Annotated in this window: 1 protein-coding gene; it reads left to right on the top strand. The window is 74.2% G+C overall.

Annotated features, from left to right (window positions below):
* A partial coding sequence (locus tag AB0D32_RS31805) for a type I polyketide synthase (RefSeq protein WP_357098318.1) occupies positions 1–15,300 on the top strand: 15,300 nt, incomplete at its 5' end.
* Between the last annotated feature and the right edge of the window lie 10 nt (positions 15,301–15,310).

Here is a 15,310-nt window from a genome sequence, read left to right as displayed (position 1 = left end):
GACCTGGACCTGTTCGTGGTGTTCTCGTCGGTGGCGGGGGTGTTGGGTTCGCCGGGTCAGTCGGCGTACGCGGCGGGCAACGCGTTCCTGGACGGGTTGGCGGTGTGGCGGCGACAGTCGGGACTGCCGGCGGTGAGCCTGGCGTGGGGCATGTGGGACACCCCCGGGATGGCCGCGTCGATCGACGAGGCGGATCGGGCGCGGTCCGCGCGGGCGGGCCTGACGCCGATGAGCGCCGAGGTCGGGTTGGAACTGCTCGACGCCGCCCTGGTGGCGGACCGGGCGGCCCTGGTACCGGCCGTGATCGACGTACCGGCGATGCGCGCGACCCTCGGCACCGGCGGCCCGGTGCCGGCCGTGCTGCGTACCCTGATCGGGTCGACGGCGGCCCGGCGACGGGCCGCGCGGGGCGGCGACTGGGCCAACCAACTGGCGGGCCTGGCGCCCGACGAGGCGCGGGCGCAGATCGACGTGCTGGTCCGGGGCCTCGTCGCGCAGGTGTTGGGGCACGGCGGCGCCGAGGCGGTGCCGGCGGACCGGGCGTTCCGGGAGTTGGGCTTCGACTCGCTGACCGCGGTCGACCTGCGTAACCGGCTGAACGCGGCCACCGGGCTGCGGCTGGCCTCGACGCTGGTCTTCGACTACCCGACCCCGGCCGTGCTCGCCGAACACCTCTACGAGCAGGTCTCCGGACAGATCACCGCCCGCCGGACGGCGGTGCGGACCGCCAACACCGACGAGCCGATCGCGATCGTGGGAATGGCGTGTCGTTACCCGGGTGGGGTGGAATCGCCTGACCAGTTGTGGGAGTTGTTGGCTGCCGGTGGTGACGGTATTTCGGAGTTCCCGGCGGATCGTGGTTGGGACCTGGAGTCGTTGTTTGATCCGGACCCGGACCGCAGTGGCACGTCGTACACGCGGCACGGTGGGTTCCTGTATGGCGCTGCGGAGTTCGATCCGGGGTTCTTCGGTATTTCGCCTCGTGAGGCTCTGGCGATGGATCCGCAGCAGCGGTTGCTGTTGGAGGCGTCGTGGGAGACGTTCGAGTCGGCGGGTCTGGATCCGCAGCGCCTTCGGGGCAGCCGGACGGGTGTCTTCGCCGGGGTGATGTACCACGACTACGCCTCCCGCCTGATGGACCTGCCACCGGACGCCGAAGGTTTCGTCGGCACGGGTACGTCGGGCAGCGTGCTGTCGGGTCGGGTGGCGTACACGTTCGGCCTGGAAGGGCCGGCGGTCACTGTCGACACGGCGTGTTCGTCGTCGCTGGTGGCGTTGCATCTGGCCGCGCAGGCGCTGCGGTCGGGCGAGTGTGATCTCGCTCTGGCCGGTGGTGTGACGGTGATGGCGACGCCGGGGACGTTCATCGAGTTCTCGCGTCAGCGTGGTCTGTCGCAGGACGGTCGATGCAAGTCGTTCGCCGCGTCGGCGGACGGCACGGGTTGGTCCGAGGGCGTCGGGGTGCTGTTGGTACAGCGGCTCTCGGACGCGCAGCGTGACGGCCGGCGGATCCTGGCGGTGGTGCGTGGTACGGCGGTGAACCAGGATGGTGCGTCGAACGGTTTGACGGCGCCGAACGGTCCGTCGCAGCAGCGGGTGATCCGTCAGGCCCTGGCGAACGCGCGGTTGACCGTGGCGGACGTGGACGCGGTGGAGGCGCACGGCACGGGCACGACGTTGGGTGATCCGATCGAGGCGCAGGCGTTGTTGGCCACGTACGGTCAGGACCGTCCGGCTGACCGGCCGTTGTGGCTGGGGTCGGTGAAGTCGAACATCGGGCATACCCAGGCTGCTGCCGGGGTTGCCGGTGTGATCAAGATGGTCATGGCGATGCGGCATGGTGTGGTGCCGTCGACGTTGCATGTGGACGAGCCGTCGCCGCACATCGACTGGACGGCCGGTGCGGTGGCCCTCGCCACTGAGCCGATGCCGTGGCCCGAGGTGGGTCGGCCGCGTCGGGCGGCGGTGTCGTCGTTCGGGATCTCCGGCACCAACGCGCACGTGATCATCGAGCAGCCGCCGACCTCGGTGGTCGATGGTGAGATCGTCGCCCGGGACGTGCCTCCGGTCGTGCCGGTCCTGCTGTCGGCCCGGTCCGACGCGGCGCTGGCCGCACAGGCCAGCCGGTGGGCCCGCTGGCTCGCCGCCGAGGAGCAGCTACGTCCGGTGGACGTCGCCTGGTCCTCCGTCAGCACCCGGCCGGCGCTCGAGCGCCGGGCCGTCCTGACCGCCGCCGACCGGGACGATCTGGTCGCGGCGCTGACCGCCCTCGCCGGTGGCGACCCTGTCGGTACGGTCGTCTCCGGTGCGGCCGCCCAGCGAGGCCAACTGGCGCTGCTCTTCTCGGGTCAGGGTGCGCAGCGTGCCGGCATGGGCCGGGAGTTGTCGGAGGCGTTCCCGGTGTTCGCCGCCGCACTGAGCGAGGTGTGTGCGCAGCTGGATCCGTTGTTGCCGGGTGCGTTGCGGGAGGTGTTGTTCGCCGAGGCGGGTACGGCTGAGGCTGCGCTGTTGGATCAGACGGTGTTCACGCAGGCGGGGTTGTTCGCGGTCGAGGTGGCCCTGTTCCGTCTGGTGGAGTCGTTTGGTGTCGTTCCGGACGTGGTGGCTGGTCATTCGATCGGTGAGGTGACTGCCGCGTACGTCGCGGGGGTGTTGTCTCTGGCGGATGCGTGCCAGTTGGTGGCGGCGCGGGGTCGGTTGATGCAGGCGTTGCCGGCCGGTGGCGGCATGCTCGCCGTGGCCGCCGACGAGGCTGCCGTGGCGGAGTCCATCGCCAACCTGACCGACCGGGTGGGCATCGCGGCCGTCAACGGGCCCACCGCCGTGGTGGTGTCCGGTGCCGTCCAGGCCCTCGACGAGCTGGAGCGGACCTGGCAGGACCGGGGCACGCGTACCCGCCGCCTGACGGTCAGCCACGCGTTCCACAGCCCGCTCATGGAGCCGATGCTCGACGAGTTCCGCGCGGTCCTCGACGGGTTGACGTTCTCGGCGCCGCTGCTGCCGGTCGTGTCGAACGTGACCGGTGCCTTGGCAGACGCCGACGAGATCCGCACCGCCGACTACTGGGTGCGGCACGTGCGGGAGGCGGTCCGCTACGCCGACGGGATCACCGCGCTGCGCGCGGCGGGCGTGGACACGTTCCTGGAGGTCGGCCCGCAGAGCGTCCTGACCGCGATGGTCGCCGACAGCCTGCCCGACGACGACGCCGTCCTGGCCGTCGCCGCCCAGCGTAAGGACCGGCCGGCGGCACCCGCCCTGCTGCACGCCCTCGCCGAACTGCACGTCCACGGCGTGCCGGTCACCTGGCAGCAGTGGTTCACCGACAGCGGCGCGCGGCGGGTGGACCTGCCCACGTACGCCTTCCAGCACGAGCGCTACTGGCCCGCCGCCAACCGGGCACGGCTGGGTGACGTGTCCGGAGCGGGACTCGGCCGGGCCGAGCACCCGCTGCTCGGCGCGGCAGTGGACCTGGCCGGCGACGACGAGATGGTGCTGACCGGCCGGATCTCCCTGGCCACGCACCCCTGGCTGGCCGACCACGCGGTCTCCGGCGTGACGCTGCTCCCGGGTACGGCGCTGGTCGAGCTGGCCGTACGCGCCGGCGACGAGGTGGGCCTCTCCCGGCTGCGGGAGCTGACCGTGGCCGCCCCGCTGGTCGTCTCCGGCACCGCAGGCGTGCGGATCCAGGTGCGGGTGGACGGGGCCGCCGACTCCGCGCACCGTGCCGTCACCGTCTACTCCCGTCCCGACGACGACGCCGAGTCGGGCTGGACCCGGCACGCGGAGGGTGTGCTGGAGCCCTCCACCGCCGGGGAACCGGTCCCGATCGCCTGGCCCCCCGCGGGGGCGGCCGAGGTCGACCTCGCGGACTGGTATCCGGCGCTGGCGGAGCACGGCCTGGCGTACGGGCCGGTCTTCCAGGGGCTCCGGCGGGCCTGGACCAGCGGTGGCGAGGTCTTCGCCGAAGTGGCCCTGCCGGACGACGCCGCCACGGAGGCCGCCCGCTTCGGGGTGCACCCGGCGCTGCTGGACGCCGCCCTGCACCCGATCGGGCTGCTGACCGGTTCCGAGCAGTCGGGCGGGCCGCGGGTGCCGTTCGCGTTCGAGGGTGTGCAGGTGCACGCCTCGGGCGCGGAGGTGCTGCGGGTACGCCTGACCCGCGACGGTTCCGGGGTGCGGCTGTCGGCGTACGACGAGGCGGGCACGCCGGTGGTGTCGGTGGACTCCCTGGTCCTGCGGGAGCTGACCGGCGTGGCCGCGCCGGGCGTGGCATCGCGGTCGTTGTTCGAGCTGCGGTGGCCGGCCGTGGAGGCTGCTGCCGGCGGGCAGGCGTCCGGCTGGGCGCTGCTGGCGTGCGGCCGGGAGATGCCGGCCGACCTGTCGGCACGGGTCGGGTTGGTCGCGTACGCCGATGTGGCGGCGGTCGCGGCGGCGGAGTCCGTCCCTCGGACGCTGCTTCTTCCGGTGTTCCCCCCGAGCGGTCCGGCGCTGGAGACGCCGGAGTCGGTCCGGGCGGTGACCTCGGACGTGCTGGCGACGGTGCAGGCCTGGCTGGCTGCGGACGCCCTTGCGGACGTGCGGCTGGTGGTCCTGACCCGGGGTGCGGTCTCCGTCTCCGACGACGACCGGGTCACCGACCTGGCCGGCGCGGCGGTGTGGGGTCTGCTGCGGTCGGCGCAGTCGGAACACCCGGGCCGCATCGTCCTCGCGGATGTCGACGGCGACCCGGACGCCGCACTGGTGACCACGCTCGACGGTGTCCTGCGGGAACCGGCCACGACCGGCGGTCAGGTGGCCGTCCGCAGCGGCGGGACGTACTCGGCCCGCCTGGTCCGGTCGGCCCTCCCGGTGGCAGCGGGGGCGCCGAACCTGGGTGACGGCGCGATGCTGGTGACCGGCGGCACGGGCGCGCTCGGCGCGCTGGTGGCGGAGCACCTGGTGTCGTCGTGGGGCGTGCGGTCGCTGGTGCTCGTGTCGCGGCAGGGCCCGTCGGCTGCGAACGCGGCCGAACTGGCGCAGCGACTGACCGCGCTGGGCGCCGCCGTGCGGGTGGTGGCCTGTGACGTGACGGACCGGGAGCAGGTCGGTGCGCTGGTCGCCGAGATCGGTGCGGCGGGCCGGCTGGCGGGCGTGGTGCACACCGCCGGCGTGCTGGACGACGGGGTCGTCGAGAAGCTGACCGTGGAGCGGCTCGCAGCCGTGTTGGCGCCGAAGGTGTCGGCCGGCTGGCTGCTGCACGAGGCGACGGCGGGCCTCGATCTGGACCTGTTCGTGGTGTTCTCGTCGGTGGCGGGGGTGCTGGGCTCGCCGGGTCAGTCGGCGTACGCGGCGGGCAACGCGTTCCTGGACGCGCTGGCGGTGCACCGCCGACAGTCGGGTCTGCCCGCGGTGAGCCTGGCGTGGGGCATGTGGGACACGGCAGGCATGGCCGCGACCCTGGACGAGGCGGATCGGGCGCGGTCGACGCGGGCCGGCTTGACGCCGATGAGTGCCGAGACCGGGTTGCAACTGTTCGACGCGGCTCTGGGCGCCGATCGGGCAGCCCTGGTGCCGGCCGTGATCGACGTGCCCGCGTTGCGGGCGGCGGCAGCCGGCGGTCCCGTGCCGGCCGTGCTGCGTACCCTCCTCGGCGTGACCGGCACCCGCCGCCAGGCGGGGCAGGGCGTCGGCGGATGGGCCGACCGGCTCGCCGGGCTGACGGAGGACGAGGGCCGCGCCCAGGTCGACGTGCTCGTGCGCGGCCTGGTGGCGCAGGTGTTGGGGCACGGCGGCGCGGAGGCGGTGCCGGCGGACCGGGCGTTCCGGGAGTTGGGCTTCGACTCGCTGACCGCGGTCGACCTGCGTAACCGGCTGAACGCGGCCACCGGGCTGAGGCTGGCCTCGACGCTGGTCTTCGACTACCCGACCCCGGCCGTGCTCGTCGACCACCTCTACGAGCAGGTCTCCGGACAGATCACCGCCCGCCTGACGGCGGTGCGGACCGCCAACACCGACGAGCCGATCGCGATCGTGGGCATGGCGTGCCGTTACCCGGGTGGGGTGGAATCGCCCGATCAGTTGTGGGAGTTGTTGGCTGCCGGTGGTGACGGTATTTCGGAGTTCCCGGCGGATCGTGGTTGGGACCTGGAGTCGTTGTTCGACCCGGATCCGGATCGCAGTGGTACGTCGTATACGCGGCATGGTGGTTTTCTGTACGGGGCGGCGGAGTTTGATCCGGGGTTCTTCGGTATTTCGCCTCGTGAGGCTCTGGCGATGGATCCGCAGCAGCGGTTGCTGTTGGAGGCGTCGTGGGAGACGTTCGAGTCGGCGGGTCTGGATCCGCAGCGCCTTCGGGGCAGCCGGACGGGTGTCTTCGCAGGCGTGATGTACCACGACTACGCCTCCCGTCTGATGGACCTGCCGACCGAGGTCGAGGGGTACGTCGGCACGGGTACGTCGGGCAGTGTGCTGTCGGGTCGGGTGGCGTACACGTTCGGCCTGGAGGGGCCGGCGGTCACCGTGGACACGGCGTGTTCGTCGAGCCTGGTGGCGTTGCACCTGGCCGCGCAGGCGTTGCGTAGTGGCGAATGTGACCTGGCCTTGGCCGGTGGTGTGACGGTGATGGCGACACCCGGCACGTTCATCGAGTTCTCGCGTCAGCGGGGTCTGTCGCAGGACGGCCGGTGCAAGTCGTTCGCCGCGTCGGCGGACGGCACCGGCTGGTCCGAGGGCGTCGGCGTGCTGCTGGTGCAGCGCCTGTCGGACGCCCAGCGTGACGGCCGGCGGATCCTGGCGGTGGTGCGTGGTACGGCGGTGAACCAGGATGGTGCGTCGAACGGTTTGACGGCGCCGAACGGTCCGTCTCAGCAGCGGGTGATCCGGCAGGCCCTGGCGAACGCGCGGTTGACTGTGGCGGACGTGGACGCGGTGGAGGCGCACGGCACGGGCACCACGTTGGGTGACCCGATCGAGGCGCAGGCGTTGTTGGCCACGTACGGTCAGGACCGTCCGGCTGACCGGCCGCTGTGGCTGGGGTCGATCAAGTCGAACATCGGGCATACCCAGGCTGCTGCTGGGGTTGCTGGTGTGATCAAGATGGTCATGGCGATGCGGCATGGTGTGGTGCCGTCGACGTTGCATGTGGACGAGCCGTCGCCGCACATCGACTGGACGGCCGGTGCGGTGGCCCTCGCCACTGAGCCGATGCCGTGGCCTGAGGTGGGTCGTCCGCGTCGGGCGGCGGTGTCGTCGTTCGGGATCTCCGGCACGAACGCTCATGTGATCATCGAGCAGCCGCCGGCCGAGGTGGTCGAGGGTGAGATCGTCGCCCGGGACGTGCCTCCGGTCGTGCCGGTCCTGCTGTCGGCCCGCGATACCGCCGCGCTCCGCGCCCAGTCGGGCCGGTGGGCGCGTTGGCTGACGGCGGACGAGGTCTCGCGTCCGGTGGACATCGCCTGGTCCTCGGTCACCAGCCGGCCGGCGCTGGAACAGCGTGCCGTCGCCGTGGTCGCGGATCGGGACAGCCTGCTCGCCGCACTCCGGGCTCTCGACGCGGGCGATCCCTCCGGCGCCGTGGTCACCGGCACCACTGCCGAACGCGGTCAACTCGCACTGCTCTTCTCGGGTCAGGGTGCGCAGCGTGCGGGTATGGGCCGGGAGTTGTCCGAGGCGTTCCCGGTCTTCGCCGCCGCACTGAGCGAGGTGTGTGCGCAGCTCGATCCGTTGTTGCCGCGTGCGTTGCGGGAGGTGCTGTTCGCCGAGGCGGGCACCCCGGATGCGGGGTTGCTGGACCAGACGGTGTTCACGCAGGCCGGTCTGTTCGCGGTCGAGGTGGCCCTGTTCCGCCTGGTGGAGTCGTTCGGTGTCGTGCCCGACGTGGTGGCCGGTCACTCGATCGGTGAGGTGACCGCCGCGTACGTCGCGGGGGTGTTGTCGCTGGCCGACGCGTGTCAGTTGGTGGCGGCGCGGGGTCGGTTGATGCAGGCGTTGCCGGCCGGCGGCGGCATGCTTGCCGTGGCCGCCGACGAGGCTGCCGTGGCGGAGTCCATCGCCGACCTGACCGACCGCGTTGGCATCGCCGCCGTCAACGGCCCCACCGCCGTGGTGGTCTCCGGTGCCGTTGACGTCTTGGACGAGCTGGAGCGGACCTGGCAGGACCGGGGCACCCGGACCCGCCGCCTCACGGTCAGCCACGCGTTCCACAGTCCGTTGATGGAGCCGATGCTCGACGAATTCCGGGCGGTCCTGGCGGGGTTGACGTTCGCGGCGCCGTTGCTGCCGCTGGTGTCGAACGTGACCGGGGCGCTCGCCGACGCCGAGGAGATCCGCACGCCGGAGTACTGGGTGCGGCACGTCCGGGAGGCGGTGCGCTACGCCGACGGGGTCACCGCGCTGCGTGCGGCGGGGGTGGACACGTTCCTGGAGGTCGGACCGCAGAGCGTGCTGACGGCGATGGCCGCCGACATCCTGCCCGACGACGATGGCGTGCTGGCGGTGGCTGTGCAGCGCCGGGATCGGCCGGAGGCACACGGCCTGCTGGCCGCGTTGGCCGAGTTGCATGTGCACGGCATGCCGGTCACCTGGCAGGAGTGGTTCGTCGACACCGGGGCGCGTCGGGTCGACCTGCCTACGTACGCCTTCCAGCACCAGCGTTACTGGCCCGAGGGCACGCCCGCGCGGCAGGCCGCCCCGGACGGCGGTGACGCCGAGTTCTGGGCCGCCGTCGAACGAGGCGACCTCACCGCCCTCGCCGCCGAACTCGGCGACGACGTCACGGCGCTGGACGCCCTCAGTCCCGCGCTGCCGGTGCTCACCCGCTGGCGTCAGCTGCGGTCCCGGGGCACCACGCTCGACGGGTGGTCGTACCGGATCGGCTGGGAGCCGGTGCGGCCGGCCCCCGCGACCGGGCTGGCCGGGCGGTGGCTCGTCGTCACCGTCGACAGCGGCACCGACGCGGGCGTCGCGAAGACGCTCACCGAGGCGGGTGCGCAGGTGGACACGCTGACCGTGTCGGCCACTCTCGCCCGCGCCGACCTCGGCGAGCGGCTGCGCCGGATCAGCGGGGAAGGCTGGGCCGGGGTGCTCTGCGTCCTGCCCCGGCAGGACCAGCCCCTGTTGCACGCGCCGGCGGTGCCCGCCGGCACGGCGGCACTGCTCACCCTCACCCGGGCGCTGACGGACACCGGCCTGCCGGGACGGGTGTGGGCGCTCAGCCGCACCGCGATGCCGGTCACGTCGGGCGAGCGGGTCGGCGACATCTGGCCCGCCCTGGCCTGGGGACTGGGCCGGGTCGTCGCCCTCGAACAGCCGGACCGCTGGGGCGGTCTGGTCGACCTGCCCGCCCGCGCCGACCGGAGCACCCGCGCCGGACTCGTCGCGGTGCTCGCCGACGGCACCCTGGACCAGGTGGCCGTACGGCGCAACGGCATCTTCGGCCGGCGGCTCGTGCCGGCCGCGCCGCCCGCCGGTTCGGGTTGGCGGCCGTCCGGCACGGTGCTGGTGACCGGCGGTACGGGTGCGTTGGGTCGGCACGTGGCTCGGTGGTTGTTGGGCAACGGGGCGGAGCAGGTGGTGTTGGCTTCGCGGCGGGGCCCCGATGCGCCGGGTGCGGCGGAGCTGGTGGACGAGTTGGGTGCGGTGCGGGTGGTGGCCTGTGACGTCACCGACCGGGAGGCGGTCACCGGCCTGGTCGCCGAACTGCCCGGGCTGACCGCCGTCGTGCACACCGCAGGCGCGTCCGGCGGCACCACCCCGGCGTACGAGGTGACCGACGGCGACCTGTCGGACACCCTGGCCGGCAAGGTGCTCGGCGCCGTACACCTGGACAGCGCCTGCCGGGGCCGAGAGCTCGACGCGTTCGTGGTCTTCTCCTCGGTGGCCGGCGTCTGGGGCGGCGGCGGCCAGGCCGGCTACTCGGCCGGCAACGCCCTGCTCGACGCGCTCGTCGCCGCCCGCCGGGCGGAGGGCCTACCCGCCACCGCCCTGGCATACGGGCCTTGGGCGGAGGACGGCATGGCCGCCGGGGAGACCGAGACCGGCCTGCGCCGTCGCGGTTTCAGCCCGCTCGCGCCCGACGCCGCCGTCGCGGCGCTGGGCCGCTGGGTGAACGCCCCGGAGGCGGCGCCGGTGATCGTCGACGTCGACTGGTCCCGGTTCGTCACGGCGTTCACCGCCGGGCGGCCGAGCCACCTCTTCGACCGGGTCGCCCCGGCCGTCGCCGAGGAGCCGGAGCGCCCGGCGGACGTGGCCGCCACCGACGGGCTGCGGGCCCGACTCGTGGCGCTGCCGGCGACCGGCCAGGAGGCGCTGCTGGTCGACCTCGTCCGCGCGGAGGCGGCGGCGGTCCTCGGCCACCCCACCACCGACCAGGTGCCGGCCGGGCGGGCGTTCCGCGAGCTGGGCTTCGACTCCCTCGCCGCCGTCCAGCTGCGGGACCGGCTGGGCCGGGTGACCGGCCTGACCCTGCCGTCGACCGTGGTCTTCGACCACCCGTCGGCGGCGGAACTGGCCCGCTTCCTGCGTACCGAACTGGTCGCCGGCGCGGACGGCGGCCCGGCCTCCGACGGCGTGACGACGGCCCGGCCGCCGGCCGACGAGCCGATCGCGATCGTCTCGATGGCCTGCCGCTTCCCGGGCGGGGTGTCGTCCCCGCAGGAACTGTGGCGGCTGCTGGCCGACGGGGTGGACGCGGTGACGCCGATGCCCACCGACCGGGGCTGGGACCTCGACGCCCTGTTCGACACCGACCCGGACCAGGTCGGCACCAGCTACACCCGCAGCGGCGGATTCCTGCACGACGTGGCCGGCTTCGACGCCGCGTTCTTCGGGATCAACCCGCGCGAGGCCCTGGCGATGGACCCGCAGCAGCGGCTGCTGCTGCACACCACCTGGGAGGTGTTCGAACGCGCCGGCATCGATCCGCAGCGGGTACGCGGCTCCGCCACCGGCGTCTTCATGGGCACCAACGGCCAGGACTACGCCACCCTGCTGCTGGGCGCCCGATCCCAGGTGGAGGGCTACCAGGCCACCGGCAACAGCGCGTCGGTGGTCTCCGGCCGCCTGGCGTACTCATTCGGGCTGCACGGCCCGGCGGTCACCGTCGACACGGCCTGCTCGTCGTCGCTGGTGGCGTTGCACCTGGCCGCGCAGGCGCTGCGCAGCGGCGAGTGCGACCTCGCCCTGGCCGGCGGCGTGACCGTCATGTCGACCCCGGGCGCGTTCCTGGAGTTCTCCCGGCAGCGCGGACTCGCCGCCGACGGGCGGGTCAAGGCGTTCGCCGCGGGCGCGGACGGCACCGGCTGGGGCGAGGGCGCCGGCGTCCTGCTGCTCCAGCGGCTCTCCGACGCCCAGCGGGACGGCAACCGGATCCTGGCCGTCGTGCGCGGCAGCGCGGTCAACCAGGACGGCGCGAGCAACGGCCTCACCGCACCCAACGGGCCGGCGCAGCAGCGGGTCATCCGGCACGCGCTGGACAACGCGGGCCTGACGACGGACGACGTGGACGCGGTCGAGGCGCACGGCACCGGCACCACCCTCGGCGACCCGATCGAGGCGCAGGCCCTGCTGGCCACGTACGGCCGCGGCCGACCCGCGGACCGGCCGCTGTGGCTGGGCTCGGTGAAGTCGAACATCGGCCACACCCAGGCCGCGGCGGGTGCCGCCAGCCTGATCAAGATGGTGCTGGCCCTGCAACACGAGGTGCTGCCGGCGACCCTGCACGTCGACGCGCCGACCCCGCACGTGGACTGGACGTCCGGTGCGCTGGCGCTGCTCACCGAGGCGCAACCGTGGACCTCGGCGGACCGGCCCCGGCGGGCCGGCGTCTCCTCGTTCGGGATCAGCGGCACCAACGCCCACGTGATCCTGGAACAGGCACCGGAGAGGTCGGAACCGGCTTCGGGCGCCCCCACGGGCGGCGAACGCCCGCAGGGGCACCTCCCGTGGCTGCTCTCCGCCGCCGACCCGGCCGGGCTGCGCGGCCAGGCCGACCGGCTGGCCGACCGGATCGGTACGGGCGACGACCCCGCCGACCTGGTCGCCTGGGCGCTCGCGGACGGCCGGGCCCAGCTCGGCCAGCGGGCGACGGTGGTCGCGGCCGACCGGGCGACCCGACTGGCCGCGCTGCGGGCGCTGGCCGCCGGGGAGCCCCACCCCGCGCTGGTCACCGCCCGGCGGCGCTCGGGCGGTCTCGCGGTCCTCTTCTCCGGCCAGGGCGCCCAGCGCCCCGGCGCCGGCCGTCAGCTGCACGCCACGTTCCCGGTGTTCGCGGCGGTGCTGGACGAGGTCTGCGAGCTGCTGGACCGGCAACTGCCGCAGCCGCTGAAGCCGGTGCTGTTCGCGGCGGAGGGCAGCGCGGAGGCCGCGCTGCTCGACGAGACGGTGTTCACCCAGGCCGGGCTGTTCGCGCTGGAGGTGGCCCTGTTCCGGCTGGTCGAGTCGTTCGGGGTGGTGCCCGGTCACGTCGCGGGGCACTCGATCGGCGAGATCACCGCCGCGCATGTCGCCGGGGTGCTGTCCCTCGCGGACGCCTGCACGCTGGTGGCCGCCCGGGGCCGGCTGATGCAGGCCCTCCCGGCCGGCGGCGGGATGCTCGCCGTCGCCGCCGACGAGGCCGCGGTGGTCGAGTCGCTGGCCGGGCTGACCGGACGGGTCGGTGTCGCGGCCGTCAACGGCCCCACCGCCGTGGTGGTCGCCGGGGCGGTCGACGCCCTCGACGGGCTGGAGCGGCTCTGGCAGGACCGGGGGGTGCGGACCCGCCGACTGCGAGTCAGCCACGCGTTCCACAGCCCGCTGATGGAGCCCATGCTGGCCGAGTTCCGGGCGGTGCTGGACCAGCTGAACTTCGCCGCGCCGCTGCTGCCGGTGGTGTCGAACCTGACCGGCACGGTCGCCGACCCGGCCGAGATCCGCACGCCGGAGTACTGGGTGCGGCACGTCCGGGAGGCCGTCCGGTACGCCGACGGCATCCACGCGCTGCGTGACGCGGGAGTGGACACCTTCCTGGAGCTGGGCCCGCAGGGCGTGCTGACCGCGATGACCGCCGGTCTGCTGCCCACCGACGACGACGGGACGGCCGTGGCGGCGCTGCGTGCCGGCTCCGACGAGCCGGGCGCCCTGCTGTCCGCGCTGGCTGCCCTGCACGTCACCGGGCGGGACGTCGACTGGGCGGCGGTGCTCGGCGTGCTGGCCGGCACCCGCCCCGACGCCCGCGGGCTGCCCGACCTGCCGACGTACGCGTTCCGGCCGCAGCGCTACTGGCCGACGGTGAGCATGACCCCGGCCGGGGCCGCCGACCCCGTGGACGACGCGTTCTGGCGGGCGGTCGCCGACCGCGACCTGGACCGGCTCGGCATCGACCCCGAACAGCCGCTGCGCGAACTGTTGCCGGAACTGGACTCGTGGCGTCGTCGCCAGCACCTCGACGGGACCCTCGCCGGCTGGCGGTACCGGGTCACCTGGCAGCAGCGGCCGTCGACCGGCGGGGTCGCGGGCACCTGGCTGGTCATCGCCCCGCCGCAGCGGGTCACCGACCGGGTGGTGGCCGCGCTCACGGCCGGCGCCGCGACCGTGCACGTGCTGACCGTCGACCCGGCCACGGCCACCCGGGACGGCCTCGTCGCCGACCTCGACCGGCTCACCGCGGCGCACCAGCCGACGGGCCTGCTCTCCCTGCTGGCGCTCGACGAGGCGCCACACCCGGAGCAGACCGCGCTGCCGACCGGCCTGGCGGCGAACCTGCTGCTGGTGCAGGCACACACCCTCCGGTCCGGCCCGCCCGTGCCGCTGTGGCTCGCCACCACCGGTGCCGTCGCCGTCGACGACGAACCGGTCGTGCACCCCGTGCAGGCCACCACGTGGGGCCTCGGTCTCGTCGCCGCCCTGGAGCACCCCCGGCACGTCGGCGGAGTCGTCGACCTGCCGGCGGACGGGAGCGACGAGTCGTACGGGGCCCTGGCGACCGCGCTCACCAACGTCGACGGGGAGGACCAGTTGGCGATCCGGGGAGCCGTCGTGCACGCCCGCCGCCTGGTCCGGCACACCGGAGCGCCGGCGGCGAATGGTGGGTACCGCCCGCACGGCACCGTCGTGCTCACCGGCGGAACCGGCGCCCTCGCCCGGCACACCACCGACTGGCTCGGCCGGCAGGGCGCGGAGGTGCTCCCGCTGGACGAGCCGGCGGCGGGCAAGCTCGGCGACCTGATGGAGCAGTTGGCCGCCGAGAGCCGGCCGGTCTCCGCGCTGGTCCACGTACCGGCGGAGACGGGATCGGTGCCGTTGGCCGAGCTGACGGTCGCGGGCCTGGCCGCGGACCTGGTCGCCACCGTCGGCGACCTCCCGAGGTACGCCGACGAGCTGGCCCACCGGCCGCTCGACGCGTTCGTGCTCTGCACCTCCACGTCGGGGGTGTGGGGCGCGGGTGGCCGGGCCGGCCAGTCCGCGGGTGACGCGCTGCTGCACGCGCTCGCGGCGACCCGGCGGCACGGCGGCCTGGCGGCCACGGTCGTGGCGTGGGGGCCGTGGCAGGACGAACCCGAGTCGGCCGAGCTGGCGCAGCTGCGCCGTCGGGGCCTGCCGGGCCTGCCGCCGGAGCAGGCCGTCGAGGCGTTCGGGCAGGCTCTGCGCGAGGAGGCGACGCTGGTGGTCGCGGACGTGCGCTGGGACCGGTTCGTGCCGGCGTTCGCGTCGATGCGGCCGTGCCCGCTGCTGACCGGGATCCCCGAGGCGTCCGCGGCGCTGCCCACCGACGACGTCCGCCAGCCGGCGGACGACGAGGCGGCGACCGCGCTGCGGGAGCGGCTGCGCCCGCTCAACCCCGGCGAGCGGGACGCGGTCCTCGTCGAGCTGGTGGGCGCGCTGGCGGCGACCGTGCTCGGCCACACCGAGGGCGGGGGACTGGAGCCGGAACGCGCGTTCCGGGAGGTCGGGTTCGACTCGATGACGGCCGTGGAGCTGCGCAACCGGCTCCGCGCCGCCACGGGGGTGCAGATGCCCGCCGGCGTGGTGTTCGACTACCCGACGCCGGCGGCGCTGGCCCGGCACCTGCGCGACCGGTTGGTCGAGGACGGCGCCGCCGCGGCCGGCCCGCTGCTGGCCGAACTGGACCGGCTGGACGGCGTCTTCACGGCCAGCGCACCGGACCGGCTGACGCGACAGAAGCTGCTGGTGCAGTTGCAGGCGTTCGTCGCCCGGTGGGGTGACGAACGCGGGCCCGTCGAGGAGGAACCGGCCGCGCACGCCCTCGACGACGCGACGGATGCCGAGATCTTCGATTTCATCCACCGCGAGTTGGGCGGGCCCGGCGGCAATTTGCCGAACATCTAGAAATGGTGGT

The organism is Micromonospora sp. NPDC048170 (assembly GCF_040652795.1).
Classification (GTDB): Bacteria; Actinomycetota; Actinomycetes; order Mycobacteriales; family Micromonosporaceae; genus Micromonospora.
This window is presented reverse-complemented; position numbering and strand designations above follow the sequence as displayed.